Source organism: Pseudomonas sp. S31 (genome assembly GCF_016648105.1).
Lineage (GTDB): Bacteria > Pseudomonadota > Gammaproteobacteria > Pseudomonadales > Pseudomonadaceae > Aquipseudomonas.
In genome coordinates, this window is sequence record NZ_JACVVE010000004.1 from 137581 (window position 1) to 153539 (window position 15959).

The window sequence follows — 15959 nt, forward strand, 5'->3', positions numbered from 1 at the left end:
CTGCCTCAAATGCGCTCGATGACGGTTGCCGTGGCCATGCCAGCGGCCGCACACAGGGTGATGAGCGCGCGCTTGCCGCCACGGCGCTCCAGTTCGTCGAGGGCCGTGCCCACCAGCATGGCGCCGGTCGCGCCCAGCGGATGCCCCATGGCGATCGAACCGCCATTGACGTTGATCCGCTCGTGATCGACGCCGGTTTCGCGCATGAAGCGCAGCACTACCGAGGCGAAGGCCTCGTTCACCTCGAACAGGTCGATGTCGTCGAAGCCCAGGCCCAGGCGTTGCAGCAGCTTGGCGCTGCACGGCGCAGGGCCGGTGAGCATGATGGTCGGCTCGCTGCCGATGGACTGGTAGCCCAGCACCCGGCCGCGCGGCTGCAGGCCATTGCGCAGGCCGAACGCGCGGCTGCCGATCAGCACCGCGCTGGCGCCATCGACGATGCCCGACGAGTTGCCACCGGTGTGCACGTGCTCGATGCGCTCCACCTGCGGGTAGCGCTGCTGGGCCAGGGCGTCGTAGCCCGATTCACCCATGGCGGCGAAGGCCGGCTTGAGCCGGGCCAGGTCTTCCGGGCGGGTCGCGGGGCGCATGTACTCGTCATGGGCCAGCAGCACTTCGCCGATGACATCGCGAACCGGCACCACGGATCTGGCGAAGTAGCCCTGGTTCCAGGCATGCGCGGCGCGGCGCTGGCTTTCCACCGCGAAGGCATCGATCTGCTCGCGGCTGTAGCCGTCGAGCGTCGCGATCAGGTCCGCACCGATACCTTGCGGGGTGTAGTAGGCCTTCCAGTTGGTCTGCGGGTCGGCGTACCAGGGGCCGCCGTCACCGCCCATCGGCGTGCGCGACATGGACTCCACGCCGCCGGCGACGATCGCCTCGGCCTGGCCGCTGGCAACCAACGCCGCGCCCAGGTTGACCGCCTCCAGGGCGGAGGCGCAGAAGCGATTGATCTGCTGGCCCGGTACCGCTTCGGCATAGTCGGCGACGATGGCGGCCAGGCGGCCGAGGTTGGCCCCTTGCTCGCCGATCGGCGCGACGCAGCCGAGGATGACGTCATTGACCCGGGCGGTATCCAGGTGGTTGCGCTCGCGCAGCGCCATCAGCGTTTGCGCGGCGAGCTGCACGGGGGTGATCTGGGCCAGGGATCCATCCATCCGCCCCTTGCCACGGGGCGTGCGGACGTGGTCGTAGAGGTATGCGTCTGTCACCGGCGACTCCAATCCAGTAGGTAAGTGAGCCTCGCAAGAGAGGCGGACGGCTCGCATGCTAGCGTCGCCTGCCCGCCCCGCCTTCGTCGCTTCCGACGATTGTGGGTGCTTGCCTCGACGCAACCGCTCATGCGCCGAGCGGTAGCTTGCAAATGGATCTGCCGGGCCATAATCTAACGACGTTAGTTAAAAACGCGACCGACCAGAACAACAATCACAAGGAACCCGCGATGAGTACCGAAACCCCGATTCGCTACCAGCGCCTGAGCGACTTGACCGCCAGCCAGATCGAGGCCATCCGCGCCATTCCCGCCCACGACGAAGCCGACTGCGAAGCCATCCGCGCCACGCGCCCGGTGGCCATGTTCCTCGACGAGGCGGTTTTCCAACGCGAGCAGGCGCGTGTGTTCCGTCGCCTGCCGGTGGCCATCACGCCTTCGGCCATGGTGCCTGACACCGGCAGCCTGCTGCCCCACGACGCCTACGGCGTGCCACTGATCGTGTCCCGCGACCAGCACGGCAAGGTGCATGTGTTCATCAACGCCTGCATGCACAAGGGCTCGACCCTGGTGCCAGGCTGCGAGGTGCAGAAAGGCGCGCGGATCACCTGCCCCTACCATGCCTGGTCGTGGCGCCTGGACGGCAGCCTGGCGGGCGTAGCACGCGGCGAGACCTTCGACTGCCTGGACAAGCACAAACGCAACCTGGTGGAACTGCCCAGCAAGGAAGCTGGCGGCATCGTCTGGGCCATTCTCGATCGCCACGCGCAAGCGGATTTCAGCCTGCTCGACGACGCCATCGTGGCCGACCTCGACGCCCTGCAGTTGGGCCAGCAGTACCTCTATGGCCACAAGCAGTTCGACCTCGACGCCAACTGGAAGCAGGTCATCGAACCTTTCCTCGAGGGCTATCACGTACAACGCCTGCATGCCAACTCCGTGGGCCCGCTGTTCGCCGACGTGCCCACCGTGGTCAGCCGCCTGGGCGATCACATCCGCCAGGTGTCGGGCAAGGTCGAGTTCGCCCCCGATGGCCTGGAGAACGAGAAGAACATCCACAAGACCATCACCCACGCCTACCTGCTGTTCCCCAACACCGTGATCATCACCAGCCCGTACTACATGAGCGTGATGATCGTGATCCCCACGTCGGCCGGAAAGACCCGGGTGATGTACCACATGCTGACCCTGAACCGGCCAGACAACCCCAAATCCGAAGCGCTGTACAAGACCTCCTACGAGACCGTGCTCGGCGTCTTCGGCAACGAGGACTTCGTCGCCGCCGAGTATTGCTACAAGGGGCTCGGCACGGGGGTACTGGATGACATCGAAGTGGTCTACTCGGGCCTCGAGCAGTGCATCCTGATGCAGTACGAGACCTTGGAAAAACACATGAACTGACGGCCAGGCGCGGCGTACCGTGCGCCGCCCCCCAGTACCGGGCAAGGAGGGACAATGACCAACAACAAGACCTCTGCCAGCCGCTCCCTGCGGTCGGATGTAACCAGCCTGGCGGGCTTTCGCGCGCGCCAGGCGAACGAGCAGCCCCACCTGCTGCCCCGCGAGCAACTGCTGGAGCGCTTCAACCAGGCCAGCCGTGCGCTGACCCTGGTGCATGCGCCGATGGGCTATGGCAAGACCACCCTGCTGCGACAGTTCCTGGCGGCACGCCAGGCACGCCGCGCATGCCACTGGCTGACGCTGTCGGAACATGACAACGATATCGATCACTTCGCCGGGCGCCTGGAGCAGGTGTTCGCCCGCAGTACCCCGCAGGACGCCCGCCACAGTGCCTTCGAGCGCCTGGAGAGCGTACTGCTGGGCACGCCGTTCTGCCTGTTCCTGGACGAGTTCGAGTGCATCGTCAACGAAGGCGTACTCAGCTTCATGCGCGAACTGCTCAAGCGCCTGGGCAGCGGCAGCGAGATCATTCTCGGCTCGCGCAGCATCCCGGCGATCGGCGTGCCACGCCTGCGCGCCAAGGGCGCGGTGCTGGAAATCACCGCCCACCAACTGAGCTTCACCCCGGACGAGATCCGCCGCCTGCTGCAAACCCGCGCCGGGCATACCCTGAGCGACCAGCAACTGGCATTGCTGCATCGGCGCAGTGGTGGCTGGGCGGCGTTCATCGGGCTGTTCGGCAGCAGTTTCGACGGCCCCTTGAGCGATGAAGCGCTGCACCTGCGAATGGGTGCCGGGGGCGCCTCCATGGGCAATTTGATTTCGCGCCACGTGCTGGAGGGTCTGGCGACCGACACCCGGCAGTTCATCGGCGACTCGAGCATCCTCGGCGAATTCGAGGTCGACCTCTGCGACCATGCCCTCGGTCGCCACGACAGCCGCGAACGCATCGCCGGCCTGGAACGCCAGCAGCTGTTCATCAGCCGGGTCGACCCGCTGCGCGAGCGCTACCGCTACCACAGCCTGTTCGCCGACATCCTGCAGCGCGGCATCAGCACCGAGCGACGGCGTGAGATCCACCGCCGCGCCGGCCAGTGGTACGTGCTGCGCGGCCAGCCGGTGGCAGCGGTGAACCATCTGCTGCAGGCCGATTGCGTCGACCAGGCCATACGCGTGATCGAGCAGATCTCCCAGGACCTGCTCGCCCAGGGCCGCTCGCGCCTGCTGCTGCGCTGGTTCGACCAGTTGCCGGCCGAGCGCGTGCGCAACCACCAGGCACTGACCTTGACCTTGAGCTGGGCCCTGGGCCTGAGCCGACGCCATGCCGAGATGCAACAGCAGCTGGGTGCCCTGGCCGAGGAGGCCAGCCTGCTTCCCGGCCAGCAACGCGAGTGCCAGGCGATTCGCGCCGTGAGCCTGGCGATGATCGACCGTACCCACGAAAGCCTGGCGCTGCTGCAGCAGGAGCCCGACCTGCGGGAAGAGGCGTACCCGTTGCATCAACAGGTCATGCTGCACATCGTCATCTACGGCCTGATCGCCCGCAACGACTTCGCCGCCGCCCACCAGGCGCTGGCGCGCTCCTTGGACAGCGGCCAGGACCGCCGCGAGTCTTTCACGCGGGTCATGGCCAACAGCTTCAGCGCCGCCATCGACCTGATCCAGGGGCGGCTGAGCACGGCACTCGGCCAACTGGCCAGCGCCCCGGCCGCTGGCGCATCGGCGCACCTGCTGTACCGCCACGGCAGCCGCAGCCTCAACGACGTGACCCTGGCCATCGCCCTGTACGAACGCAACGAACTGGACCGCTGCCAGCAGCTGTTGAGCGAGCTGCTGCCACTGGTTGCCGAGAACGGCACGCCCGACCAACTGGTCTACGCGCACCTGCTGATGGCGCGTATCCATGCACTGCGCCAGGAACCCAACCTGGCCAACGAGTATCTGGACGAACTCGATGCGCTGAGCTGCGTCCACGACATCCCGCGACTGAGCAGCAGTGCCTGGCTGGGGCGTGCCTGGATGGCCTGGAAGCATGGCGACCTGGCCGGCGCCAACTACGCCTATCGACGGGCGACCGCGCAGATGGGCCAGCCCGGCGCGGGCCTGCTGGTGGTCTACCAACACGAGTCGGACTGGCCGGCCATGATGCAACTGCGCCTGGCGGTGGAAGGCAAGGTCACCACCGCCACCCTCGACGAGCTGAAGAAAGCCATCGCCACGGCCCGCCAGGAGGGGCGTGTGCGGCGCTCGCTGGAGCTGCACATCCTGCTGGCCCGGGCGCACCTGAACCTGGGGCACAAGGACGACCAGGCCCTGGAGCTGCTGGCCGCGCCCCTGCGCCACGCCATCAACCAGGGCTATACCCGCCTGTTCCTCGACGAAGGGCCGGACATCTGCCGCCTGGCCCTGCGCTGGTGCGAGACCAACCGCGCCCTGCTGCGCAACGACAGCGGCCAGGACCCCTTGCTCGAGCACTTCATGCTCGCCCTTGGCCAGGCCCTGGCCGAGGATGCGCGCCAGCCCCAGGACAACATCCTGCTGTCGCCGCGCGAGATCGAAGTGTTGCGGCTGCTGGAAACCGGCATGCGCAACACCGAGATGGCCGAGAAGCTGTTCGTTTCGGAGACCACGGTACGCACCCACCTGCGCAGTATCAACGCCAAGCTGGGGGCACGCAGCAGGACCGAGGCGGTTTCGTTGGCGCGGCACATGCATTTGATTTGAGGCAGAACGCAAAAAAGGGGCGCTGTACTCGGCAGCGCCCCAGGTTCTACCCTCTGGCAACGGGCCTCAACGCTTGCGGTCGTCGAGCCCCAGCTTGCGACCGATGATTTCCTTCATGATCTCGCTGGTACCGGCAAAGATCCGCGTGATCCGCGCATCGCGGTACATCCGGCAGATCCGATATTCCTCCATGTAACCCGCCCCACCGAACAGCTGCAGGCACTCGTCGATCACCTTGCCTTCCAGCTCCGAAGTCAGCAGCTTGATCTGCGCCGCCACCTCCCCGCTCAGCTCGCGCTTGTTGTGCAGCAGCACGCACTGGTCGAGGAAGGTCTGCACGGCATCGAGCTGCGAACGCAGCTCGGCCATCTTGAAGCGCGAGTTCTGGAAACTGCCGACGCTGCTACCGAAAGCCGTGCGTTCCTGGATGTACTCCAGGGTCAGGTCGAACGCGGTCTGTGCGCTGGCCAGCGACAGCACGGAGCCGGTCAGGCGCTCTTCGGCCAAGCCCTGCATCATGTAGCTGAAGCCCTTGGTCGGGTCGCCCAGTACGTTGGCCTTGGGCACCTTCACATCCTGGAAGAACAACTCGGCGGTGTCCTGGGCATCCAGGCCCATCTTGTGCAACTTTTGCCCGCGGCTGAAGCCCGGCATGCCCTCTTCGACCAGGAACAGGCCAATGCCGTAGCGAGCATCTGGTACCGTGCGCGCAGCCACCAACACCACGTCGGCGATCAGGCCATTGGAGATGTAGGTCTTCGAACCGTTGAGTAGCCAGTGGTCACCCTTGTCCTCAGCACGCATCTTCATGCCGCCCAGGTCCGAACCCGCACCCGGTTCGGTCATCGCCACCGCGAGGATGGTTTCGCCGCTGATGCAACCTGGCAGAAAACGCGCCTTCTGCTCGGCGCTGCCGAAGTGGCCGATGTAGGGCGCCACCAGCCGCGAATGCAGTTGCATGTAGAAGCCGACTTCGCCGTAGCGAACGTTTTCCTCGTAGAGGATCTGGTCGTAACGGAAGTCATCAATGGCCAGGCCACCGTATTCTTCGGGCGCCCACATCAACAGGTAGCCCTGTGCGCCAAGATCGCGCCAGGCCTGGCGGTCGACCCGCCCGGCCTCGCGCCAGCCCTGGGCACGCGGGGCGATTTCGCCCAGGACGTAGCGACGCACGCTGTCCCGGAACTGTTCATGCTCGGCGTCGAAAATCACCCGCGGCATCATGCTGATCATCTCCTGGTTCTTGTCGTTGTAAGGCTGCTCAGTACTGCGAAGCCGGCATGTGCACCACCATGCCGTCCATCTCGGCGCTCACCACCACCTGGCACCCCAGGCGGCTGGTGGCTTGCGGTTCGGCGACGCAATCGAGCATCTCGCGCTCGATACGGCTCGGCGCCTCGAGCCGTGCGTAGTCCTGGTCGCTCAGGTAGCAATGGCAGGTCGCGCAGCTGCACGAGCCACCACACTCCCCAAGGATCCCATCGATGCCGTTGGCCAGGGCCACCTGCATCAGGTTGCTGCCGGTGGCGGCCTCCACTTCATGGGTGGCGCCGTCGTGGGCGACGAAAGTAATCAGCGGCATACAGGGCCCCTCAAAGAAAACAGGCTTGGAAATCGACCGATTCATCGGCCAACAGGCGCGGATCGGCCGTGCGGCCTTCGGCCAGGAATCGCTTGCTGAAGGTGAACTCTTTCGGCCGGTTCACCGCATCCACCGCCAGCAGCCGCTCGCCACGGAAGTAGAAGGCCGAGAAGCTGCGGCCCTGGCGGTGATCGCCACGGATCACCACCTGGTCGTAGCCCGCCGAGAGCCCGGCGATCTGCAGCTTGAGGTCGTACTGGTCCGACCAGAACCACGGCAAGGCCCGGTAGCTGGCCGGCTTGCCACAGATCGACTGGGCGGCGACGCGGGCCTGGTCGGTGGCGTTCTGCACCGACTCCAGGCGCATCCAGGCGTCATAGATCGGGTTGTGATGGCGGGTGCAATCACCCACCGCGTATACATCCGGGCACTGGGTGCGGGCCTGCTCGTCGACGACGATACCGTGCTCGCAGTCCAGGCCCAGTTGCCGCGCCAACGCCACGTTCGGCAGCACGCCGATGCCGACCACCACCAGGTCGGCAACCAGGCGACGACCGTCGGCCAGCAGCACGGCTTCGACCTGACCGTCGCCTTCGATGCATTCGAGCGCAGCGTCGAGCACGATCTCGACACCTTCTTCCTGGTGCACTCGACTGTAGAATTCCGATACCTGCTCGGCAGTGACCCGCTGCAAGACCCGCGACTGCGCCTCCAGCACGGTCACCTGCATGCCTTGCTTGCGCAGCGAAGCAGCGGTCTCCAGGCCGATGTACCCAGCGCCGACCACCACCGCGTGGCCACCGGCCCTGATGAACCGGCGCAGATTCAACACATCGTCGCGAACGCGCAGGTAGCAGACGCCGTCGAGTTCCGCGCCGGGCAGCGCCAGCCGGCGCACATCGGCACCGGTGGCAAGGATCAGCTGCGTGTAGCCCAGGCGCGTGCCGTCATCGCACAGCAAGCTGCGATTGTGCGCGTCCACTGCGCTGACGCGCGTGCCCAAGCGTACGTCGATGTGCTGCTTGGCGTAGAACTCGGCCGGGCGGATCAGCAGTTCGTCATCGCCCTTGCCGTCGCAGAGGTAGGCCTTGGACAACGGTGGCCGGTGATACGGCAACAGGCTGTCGGCCGAGACCAGCGTGATGGCTCCGGCAAAGCCTTCCTGGCGCAGGCTCGCGGCAGCCTGGGCCCCGGCGTGGCTGCCGCCGACGATGACGCAATGGGATGGGTTGGACATGTTCAAGCCTCCTGGTGCCAGCACGTCAAAGGTCATCGCGGCCGAACAGCGCCGAACTCACGGTCGGCGCCCCGGGGCCACCGGCCATCAGGCAGATCTTCGCGTCGGGCACCGGGTTGGCCGACTCGCCGCGCAACACCCGCACCGATTCGATGGCCATGCCGATGCCGTGCACGAAGCCGTGGGCGAAATTGCCGCCGGCGGTGTTCACCGGCAGCCGGCCGCTGGGTGCGATCAGGTTGTCGTAGCGGATGACCTCGGCGACGTTCTCGTAGCTGCAGAAGCCGTGGTCGATCAGCGAGGCGACGCCCTGAGCGCTGAAGTTTTCGTACAGCTGCACCACGTCGACGTCGGCTGGGGTGACGTCGGTCTGCTGCCACAGGCGTTGGGCGATAGGGCGCATGCCCGCCGAGGCGTAATCCAGGTCGTTTTCACACAGGTCGCCCCAGCCCTTGGCCGTGCCGTTGGCAACGCCAAGCAGGCGCACCGGCGCCTTGCGCAGGTCGCGCGCGCGCTCGCTGGACACCAGCAGCAAGGCACCGGCGCCGTCGTTCTCCCGCGAGCAATCGAACAGGCGGAAGGGCTCGGCGATCCAACGCCCTTCGCGGTAGGCTTGCAGGTCCAGCGGCTGGCCGTAGGCGGTAGCCTCGGGGTTGCGCGAGCCGTGGTAGTACGAGGCTCGCACCAATTCCTCGGCCACCGACTTCGGTACCTGGTGGTGTTCGTACAGACGCTGTGCGCGCAGGGCGCAGATCTGCGCTGGCGAAACCAGGCCGGCGCCCACCAGGTGGTCGTTCAAGTGGTGGCGCATCACCGCCGCCGACATGCGCCCGCTGTTGTTCTGCACCAGGGCGCGGAACACCACCACGGCGCTGGCCTGGCCGGTGGCGATGGCCGAGGCGGCCAGGCCGAAGGCGCCGGCGATGCCACCGCCGCCGCCGCCCCACATCTGCGCATTGAGGCGCAGCTCGCGGGTGCCGAGGTCCGACATCAGCCGCACCGGCTCGTTCTTGTCGTCGCCATAGGAGACGAAGCCATCGATCAGCGCCGGATCGAACCCGGCGTCGGCGCAAGCGTCGACGATGGCATGCACCAATACGCCCTGCTCCGGCAGCGGCGCCTGGCCGCGCTTGTATTGACGCAGGCCGATACCGGCCACCGAGACCGCGCCCTTGAGGTCGAAACTGCCCATGTCAGCGGCCCTCCTGCACGGTGGCACTGCTGCCATCGACGCACCAGCGCAGCGACAGCAGCGGCTCACCTTCGAACTGGTCGGCGTGCACCCGGGCACTGACCGGAAGGCCGATCGCTGGCTGACCCGCGTTACCCTCCAGGGTGCCGAGCAGACGCTTGCCGCCGGCGCCGTCGAGTTCGACCACCACGCTGATGTAGGGCACCGGCAGGTCGCGTGGGCCGCCGAAATCGTGCCAGGAGCGGGTCCAGCTGTAGATCCGGCCCTGTGGGGCCACGGCGTGCCAGCTGTGCTCCCAGCCGCCGCATTCGCCACAGCGCCACACCGCAGGCCAGTTCCACTGCCCGCAGCCATCGCAACGCTGCATCTTCAAGTTTCCCTGGGCCAGCGCGGCCCAGTATTCGCCATCGGCGCCTATGCCTTTCATCGTGAGACTCCTGTTTTCCGTTCTGGCGCTTGGCCGTTTCTTGTTCTTCGGAAGTGGCTCAAAGACCCAACACGGTCTTGGCCAGGATGTTGCGTTGGATCTCGTTGGCACCGGCGTAGATGGTGCCGGCGCGCTCGTTGAAGTAACGCAGCGGCGCCAGTGCGGCCAGCCGCTCACCGGCGAAACCGGTCTCCCCGTGCTCGCGCAGCACCGGGCCGCCGGGGCAGCCGGCCTGGGGCTGGAAAGCCGCGCCGTAATGCCCGGCGGCCTCCAGGCCCAGCTCGGTCACGGCCTGCTGCAGTTCGGTGCCGAGGATCTTCATCACCGAGGCGGCCGCGCCGGGCGAACCGCCGCGTGACAAGGTCGACAAGGTTTCCAGCTCGTACAGCTCCAGGGCGTTGACCTGGCACTCGACCTCGGCCAGGCGCGCGGCGAACAGTGGGTCGTCGGCCAGGCAGCCGCCACGGTCGGCCGGCGCAGTGCCTGCGAAGGCCCGCAGCTCGGCCAGGCGCACCTGCATCTGCGGCGCGTAGGCCGCGCCACCGCGCTCGAATTCCAGCAGGTACTTGGCGACCGTCCAACCTTCGCCGATGCGCCCGATCACGTTGCCCTTGGGCACCCGTACATCGCTGAAATGGATTTCGTTCTGGATGTGCTCGCCAGTCAGCGACACGATCGGGCGCACTTGCACGCCTGGGCTGTGCATGTCGATCAGGAGGAAGGTGATGCCCTTCTGCGGTTTGTCTTCACGGGCACTGCGCACCAGACAGAACACCCAGTTGGCGACATGGGCATGGGTACTCCAGAGCTTGGTGCCGTTGCACAGCAGCATGTCGCCCTGCTCCACCGCCGACATGCTCAAGGCCGCCAGGTCCGAGCCGGCCTCGGCCTCGGAGTAGCCCTGGCACCAGAAGTGCTCGCCACTGAGCATGCGCGGCAGGAAGAAAGCCTTCTGTTGCTCGGTACCAAAGGCGATCAGCGCCGGCGCGCACATCTGGATGCCCATCGGCGACACCGGCGGCGCGCCAGCGTAGGCTTTCTCCTGGGCGAAGATGTAGTGCTGCGCCACGCTCCAGTCGCAACCGCCATGCGCCACCGGCCATGAAGGTGCCAGCCAGCCCTGCTCGAGCAGCTTGCGCTGCCAGCGCAGGCAGCGTTGGTGCTCGCCGTAGACACTGGTCAGCCACTGCCCCGCCTCGCGCAGCTCGTCGCTCAGCGCGTGGGCGAAGAAGGCCTTCACCTCCTCGCGAAAGGCGTTTTCCTGCTCGCTCCATTGAATGTTCATCGCCAGCCCCTCTCAGTTCGATGTCCAGCGCGGCGCGCGCTTTTCGGCAAAGGCGCGCGGCCCTTCCAGTACGTCCGGCGAGCGGAACAGGGCGCGGGTCGCCGGGTTACGGCCCATGGCCTGGTAGGCCTGTTCCAGCGAGGCGGCGCCCTGGCCCAGGCGCACGGCCTCCTTCGAGGCGCGAATGGACATCGGGCTGCAGGCGACGATCTGCTCGGCCCAGGCGAAGGCGGCCGGCAGCAGCGCCGCGGGCTCCACCACCTGATTGACCAGGCCAAGCTCCAGCGCCTCGTCGGCCTTCACGGTACGGCCGGTGAGGATCATGCCCATGGCCTGCTTCAGGCCGACTTGCTGCGGCAGGCGCAGCAGCCCGCCGGCCAGGGCAGCGAGGCCGACCTTGGGTTCGGGCAAGGCAAAGGTGGCGGTGCTGGAGGCGACGATCAGGTCGCAGGCCAGGGCGATCTCGAAACCACCGCCCAGGGCCACGCCGTTGACTGCGGCGATCACTGGCTTGTTCAGGTCGAAGCGTGCGGTCAGCCCGGCGAAACCGGTGACCGGCACCTCGACCTGTTCGCCACGGGCCATGACGCCGGCGGTGTACTTCAGGTCGTTGCCAGCAGAGAAGGCGCGCTCCCCTGCCCCGGTAATGATCGCCACCCACTGCTGCGGATCGCGGGCGAAGTCGTCGAAGATCTGCGCCAGCTCGGCGTTGGCGTCACGGTGCAGGGCATTCATCTGCTCGGGGCGGTCGATGGTGACCAGGGTGACATGACCGTGACGCTCGACACGGGCGAAGCGGTATTGGGCCGGTTGCGGCTGTTCGCTCAGGCGCCAGCAAGGCTTGCCGAAGACATCGATGTGCACGAAGCCTTCTTGCCCGATCGCATTGCGCTCCAGCGACAACAACAGGGCCATGGCCTGCTGGTCTTCCGGCAGTACCCGTGCCAGGGTGCGTGCACCCTCGGGCGTGCGCAACACCAGCACGCCCTGGCTGGGCTGGCCGTCACGACCGTGCAGCACGGTGTAGGTCTCGATCCGTGCCGGTCCTTGGTAGGTATCGAGCACCGGCGGCACCGGCGCTTGCCGGGCGTCGACCTGGGCTTGCAGGGACGCGCTGGGCGAAAGCGCCTGCGCCGGTGCCTGGCGCCCCAGCACCAGGCTCTGGTGCTTGGTCACGAAACCGCCCTGGCCATACAGCAGGCCACGCCCCTCGGGCAGTTCGCGCAGCGCCCGCACCATGCTGCAGGCCGCGTGCCCCATGTAGTTGTTCAGTGGCCCGCCGAAGAAGCTGAGCCCGCCACACACCGTGGGCTGCAGCGGGCCGTCGGGTGCCAGGCCAAGGTTGGCCAGGGCCATTTTCGGTACTACCGGAAAGCAGCTGTACAGTTCGATATGGTCGAACGCCTCGGCGCCGCCGACCAAGCCGACCGCGGCATCGAGCACGGCTTGTTGGGCGAGGCTGCCGGCATGGTCGGCGCGGTCGAGAAAGTCATCTGGCTCGCTGGCATTGGCGCCGCCCCAGATGTAGATCAGATGCTCCGGCGCCACGCCAAGCTCAAGGGCGCGCTCCAGGCTGGTGACGAGGATGGCGCTGGCCTGGTTGACGTTGGGGTTGGCCACCATCCACTTGGTATAGGGCCAGCAGATCGGGCGGTTGTCCGCGCTTGGTGTGGCGATCGCCGTAGCATCGGGCGCATCGCGCAACCAGGCGTTGGGATTGCTCGCCGCCACCTGTGCGTAACGGGCCCACAACCGTGCCGAGTCCTCACGCCCTTGCGCCGGGCTGACGCCTTCGCGCGCCTGCCAGGCCATTTCGTACAGCGGGTACATCTGCGCCGGTTCGCGAATGCCCAAGGCGCGTGCCAGCGGACGGGTGGCGATGGCATCGTTGGCGAAACGGCAGGCGCTGGCCTTGTCGGCCATGGGCGTCCAGTCCAGGCGCAGGCCCTGCTTGCGTGCCTTGCCCAGCGAACTCATGGCTTCGCCGCCGACGATCAGGGTGGTCTGTGCCTGGCCCGAAGCGATGCGCAGCGCCGCTTCGTGCAGCAGGCGCACCGGGGTCTCGCCGCCCATCGAGGCATTCGAGCGTCGGGCCGGGGTCAGCGCCAGGCGCTCGCAGAGGCTTGCTGCCGGGTCCTGATAGCGCCAACTGACGAAGCCCACCACCTCCAGGGCATCGACCTGGGCCAGCAGCTCGACGCCACTGTCGCGCTCGGCAGCACGTGCCGCCCTTTCCATCAGCGCCAAGGGCTCCAGGGCATGTTCCAGCGCTGACGGGCGGTCGACATGTTCACCGACACCGATGATCACCGGGGTGGTAGCAGGATTGAGCATCTGCACTTCCTCAAGGCTACGGGCTGGGGCCCTTGTTGTTGTTCTGTGCCGGGCGCGCCGGCAAGGGCACGTCAACGGAATGGGATTAATCTAACAACAATAGATTTAACTTGAAAAGCCCCTTGCACGCACCCGCTCATCAGCTAATTCAAATAGGCGAAAACGACGATTGACGAAGTTTTTTTATCTAACTACCGTAGGTTATTCGACGTGATTCCCCTGCCTGCCGGGTCCGACGACCACGGCGGCCACACAACAACAAGAGCCCAAGGAGTCCCCATGCCTCTCGCCATCGCCGCGCAGATGATCATCGGCGCAGAAACGGTAGGTACCGAACGCCAGCTGGACGTCATCAACCCGGCCACCGCCGAAGTCATCGGCCATGCCCCGGATGCCGGGCAGGCCGAACTCGACCAGGCCGTGGCCTGCGCCCGCAAGGCCTTCCCGGCCTGGAAGGCCACCGCCCACGACCAACGCCGCCAGCTGCTCAAGCAGTTCGCCCAGCGCATGGTCGAACACGTCGACGAACTGGCCGAGCTGTTCACCCTGGAACACGGCCGCCCGCTGGCCCTGGCCAAGGAGGAGATCCTCGGCGCCTCGTACTGGATTCGCGGCATCGCCCAGTTGGAACTGCCGGTGGAAGTGGTCGAGGAAACCGACACCCGCCGCGTCGAGGTGCACCATGAGCCACTGGGCGTGGTCTGCGCCCTGGTGCCGTGGAACTTCCCGATCCTGCTTGCCGCATGGAAGATCTCCCACGCCCTGGCCACCGGCAATACCCTGGTGCTCAAGCCCTCGCCCTTCACCCCGCTGACCACTCTGCGCCTCGGCGAGCTGACCCGCGACATCTTCCCCGCCGGGGTGCTCAACATCATCAGCGGTGGCGACCACCTGGGCCCGCTGATGACCAGCCACAAGGGCTTCGCCAAGATTTCCTTCACCGGCTCCACCGCCACCGGCAAGCGCATCATGGAATCGGCGGCCAAGGACCTGAAGCGCATCACCCTGGAACTGGGTGGCAACGATGCCGCCATCGTCTTGCCGGATGTCGACGTCGATGCCGTAGCACAGAAGCTGTTCATGGGCGCGTTCTTCAACAGCGGCCAGGTCTGCGTGGCGTGCAAGCGCCTGTACATCCACGAGGCCATCTACGAGCGCCTGCGCGACAAGCTGCATCAGTTGGCGCAGACCTTGCCGATCGGCGACGGCATGCAGCCTGGCGTGCTGTTCGGCCCGATCCAGAACCGCCCGCAATACCAGCGCGTGCTGCAACTGCGAGACGAAGCCCGCGAGGCTGGCCTGGTGCTGCTGGAAGGTGCTCCCGTGCCGGAGCGCGGTTATTTCATGCCGCTGACGCTGGTGGACAACCCGCCGGAAGATTCGCGGGTGGTCGCCGAAGAAGCCTTCGGCCCGATCCTGCCGCTGCTGCGTTTCAGCGATATCGACGAGGTCATCGCCCGCGCCAACGCCAGCGAATACGGCCTCGCTGGAGCCGTGTGGAGCCAGGATGTGGCCAAAGCGGTGGAAATCGCCAAACGCCTGGAGACCGGGACCGTGTGGATCAACCAGAACCTCGAGTCCTCGCCCACCGTGCCGCTGGGCGGCCACAAGCAGTCCGGCATCGGCGTGGAAAACGGCGTTGCCGGGCTGATGGAGTTCACCCAGCCCAAGTCGATCTTCATTCCCAAGTCTGCCTGACCTGACGGCCGCATTCCTGTGGCGTGCGGCCGTTTCTCATCCTAGGAATCAACGCATGAATGACACGTCGCTTCACGCGAGGGCAGCGCTTCGCGTCGATCTCACCGGCCAGCTGGCGCTGGTCACCGGAGCTGGCAGCGGCTTGGGCCAGCGCTTCGCAACGGTATTGGCGGCAGCCGGGGCGAAGGTGATCCTGTGTGGCCGTCGCATCGAACGTTTGCAGGCCGTTGCCGAGCACATCCGTGCCGACGGCGGCCAGGCCTACGTCGAGCCGCTGGACCTGCGTGACGCCGCAAGCCTGGCCGAGCGTATTGCCGGCATGATCAGCGCCTACGGCGCCATCGACATCCTGGTCAACAATGCCGGCATCGGCGACACCAGCGAGGCCGTGGGCATGGAAGTCGAGGCCATGGATGAACTGTTCGCCACCAACCTGCGCGCCCCGTTCATCATTGCCAGCGAAGTGGCCCGCGGGCTGATGGCCAGTGGGCGCCCGGGACGGGTGGTCAACCTGGCGTCGGTGGGGGCCGTGCATTACAGCAGTGGCATGCGCGCGGCGTTCTACTGCTCGCTCAAGGCCGCGGTGATCCGCATGAGCGAGGCCCTGGCACTGGAGTGGGCCAAACAAGGCATCAACGTCAATGCCATCGCGCCAGGATTGTTCGAGACCGAGATGACCGAGGCGCACCTGGCGCGATACCGCGAGCGCATGGTCGAGCGCATGCCACGCAAGCGGGCTGGGATGCCGGAGCAGTTGGATAGCACCCTGCTTTACCTGGTGTCGCCTGCTTCGGAATTCGTGACCGGGGTCTGCATTCGGGTGGATGATGGGCAGTATCCACGGTAATCCAAGCCCCTGCGTTCTGCGC

Annotated in this window: 12 protein-coding genes; 4 read left to right on the forward strand and 8 right to left on the reverse strand. The window is 66.5% G+C overall.

The genetic code is table 11. The features are described 5' to 3' along the window. Nucleotides 1–5: 5 nt before the first annotated feature. Nucleotides 6–1211, reverse strand: coding sequence for an acetyl-CoA C-acetyltransferase (locus IAE37_RS05205; protein WP_201170274.1), 1206 nt, complete (start codon nt 1209–1211; stop codon nt 6–8). 230 nt (nt 1212–1441) lie between these two features. Between IAE37_RS05205 and IAE37_RS05210 the strand changes: the two genes are divergently transcribed. Further along, nucleotides 1442–2611 carry an aromatic ring-hydroxylating oxygenase subunit alpha gene (locus IAE37_RS05210; RefSeq protein ID WP_201170289.1) on the forward strand — a complete coding sequence of 390 codons (1170 nt, stop codon included), beginning with the start codon at nt 1442–1444 and terminating at the stop codon, nt 2609–2611. A 54-nt stretch (nt 2612–2665) separates the two neighbouring features. Then, nucleotides 2666–5335: a LuxR C-terminal-related transcriptional regulator gene (locus tag IAE37_RS05215; protein WP_201170291.1), complete on the forward strand. Its 2670-nt coding sequence runs from the start codon at nt 2666–2668 to the stop codon at nt 5333–5335. Between the two features lie 66 nt (nt 5336–5401). Here IAE37_RS05215 and IAE37_RS05220 read toward each other — a convergent pair whose 3' ends face one another. The 7 genes from IAE37_RS05220 to IAE37_RS28740 are packed head-to-tail and all read right to left on the reverse strand — an operon-like array spanning nt 5402 to nt 13392. Next, nucleotides 5402–6559, reverse strand: a complete 1158-nt coding sequence (locus IAE37_RS05220) for an acyl-CoA dehydrogenase family protein (protein WP_236409805.1) — start codon at nt 6557–6559, stop codon at nt 5402–5404. Between the two features lie 37 nt (nt 6560–6596). Continuing rightward, nucleotides 6597–6917 carry a 2Fe-2S iron-sulfur cluster-binding protein gene (locus IAE37_RS05225; protein ID WP_201170293.1) on the reverse strand — a complete coding sequence of 107 codons (321 nt, stop codon included), beginning with the start codon at nt 6915–6917 and terminating at the stop codon, nt 6597–6599. Nucleotides 6918–6927: 10 nt separating this feature from the next. Beyond that, complete coding sequence (locus IAE37_RS05230; RefSeq protein WP_201170295.1) at nt 6928–8154, reverse strand: NAD(P)/FAD-dependent oxidoreductase; 1227 nt, start codon at nt 8152–8154, stop codon at nt 6928–6930. 25 nt (nt 8155–8179) lie between these two features. Next, nucleotides 8180–9346, reverse strand: a complete 1167-nt coding sequence (locus IAE37_RS05235) for a thiolase C-terminal domain-containing protein (protein ID WP_201170297.1) — start codon at nt 9344–9346, stop codon at nt 8180–8182. Nucleotide 9347: 1 nt separating this feature from the next. Continuing rightward, nucleotides 9348–9773 carry a Zn-ribbon domain-containing OB-fold protein gene (locus tag IAE37_RS05240; RefSeq protein WP_201170315.1) on the reverse strand — a complete coding sequence of 142 codons (426 nt, stop codon included), beginning with the start codon at nt 9771–9773 and terminating at the stop codon, nt 9348–9350. A 58-nt stretch (nt 9774–9831) separates the two neighbouring features. Continuing rightward, complete coding sequence (locus tag IAE37_RS05245) at nt 9832–11058, reverse strand: acyl-CoA dehydrogenase family protein (RefSeq protein ID WP_201170329.1); 1227 nt, start codon at nt 11056–11058, stop codon at nt 9832–9834. 12 nt (nt 11059–11070) lie between these two features. Further along, complete coding sequence (locus tag IAE37_RS28740; protein WP_236409797.1) at nt 11071–13392, reverse strand: enoyl-CoA hydratase-related protein; 2322 nt, start codon at nt 13390–13392, stop codon at nt 11071–11073. A gap of 279 nt (nt 13393–13671) precedes the next feature. Between IAE37_RS28740 and IAE37_RS05255 the strand changes: the two genes are divergently transcribed. Both IAE37_RS05255 and IAE37_RS05260 read left to right on the forward strand, forming a co-directional pair. Beyond that, nucleotides 13672–15090: an aldehyde dehydrogenase family protein gene (locus IAE37_RS05255; RefSeq protein WP_201170331.1), complete on the forward strand. Its 1419-nt coding sequence runs from the start codon at nt 13672–13674 to the stop codon at nt 15088–15090. Between the two features lie 55 nt (nt 15091–15145). Further along, nucleotides 15146–15937, forward strand: coding sequence for an SDR family NAD(P)-dependent oxidoreductase (locus tag IAE37_RS05260; RefSeq protein WP_201170333.1), 792 nt, complete (start codon nt 15146–15148; stop codon nt 15935–15937). Nucleotides 15938–15959 lie beyond the last annotated feature (22 nt).

What these genes read in the sequence shown, in the direction of transcription:
- IAE37_RS05220 (WP_236409805.1), bottom strand. Translation starts at nt 6,559, where the DNA reads ATGATGCCGCGGGTGATTTTCGACGCCGAGCATGAACAGTTCCGGGAC.
- IAE37_RS05240 (WP_201170315.1), bottom strand. Translation starts at nt 9,773, where the DNA reads ATGAAAGGCATAGGCGCCGATGGCGAATACTGGGCCGCGCTGGCCCAG.
- IAE37_RS05225 (WP_201170293.1), bottom strand. Translation starts at nt 6,917, where the DNA reads ATGCCGCTGATTACTTTCGTCGCCCACGACGGCGCCACCCATGAAGTG.
- IAE37_RS05245 (WP_201170329.1), bottom strand. Translation starts at nt 11,058, where the DNA reads ATGAACATTCAATGGAGCGAGCAGGAAAACGCCTTTCGCGAGGAGGTG.
- IAE37_RS05210 (WP_201170289.1), top strand. Translation starts at nt 1,442, where the DNA reads ATGAGTACCGAAACCCCGATTCGCTACCAGCGCCTGAGCGACTTGACC.
- IAE37_RS05230 (WP_201170295.1), bottom strand. Translation starts at nt 8,154, where the DNA reads ATGTCCAACCCATCCCATTGCGTCATCGTCGGCGGCAGCCACGCCGGG.
- IAE37_RS05260 (WP_201170333.1), top strand. Translation starts at nt 15,146, where the DNA reads ATGAATGACACGTCGCTTCACGCGAGGGCAGCGCTTCGCGTCGATCTC.
- IAE37_RS28740 (WP_236409797.1), bottom strand. Translation starts at nt 13,392, where the DNA reads ATGCTCAATCCTGCTACCACCCCGGTGATCATCGGTGTCGGTGAACAT.
- IAE37_RS05235 (WP_201170297.1), bottom strand. Translation starts at nt 9,346, where the DNA reads ATGGGCAGTTTCGACCTCAAGGGCGCGGTCTCGGTGGCCGGTATCGGC.
- IAE37_RS05255 (WP_201170331.1), top strand. Translation starts at nt 13,672, where the DNA reads ATGCCTCTCGCCATCGCCGCGCAGATGATCATCGGCGCAGAAACGGTA.
- IAE37_RS05215 (WP_201170291.1), top strand. Translation starts at nt 2,666, where the DNA reads ATGACCAACAACAAGACCTCTGCCAGCCGCTCCCTGCGGTCGGATGTA.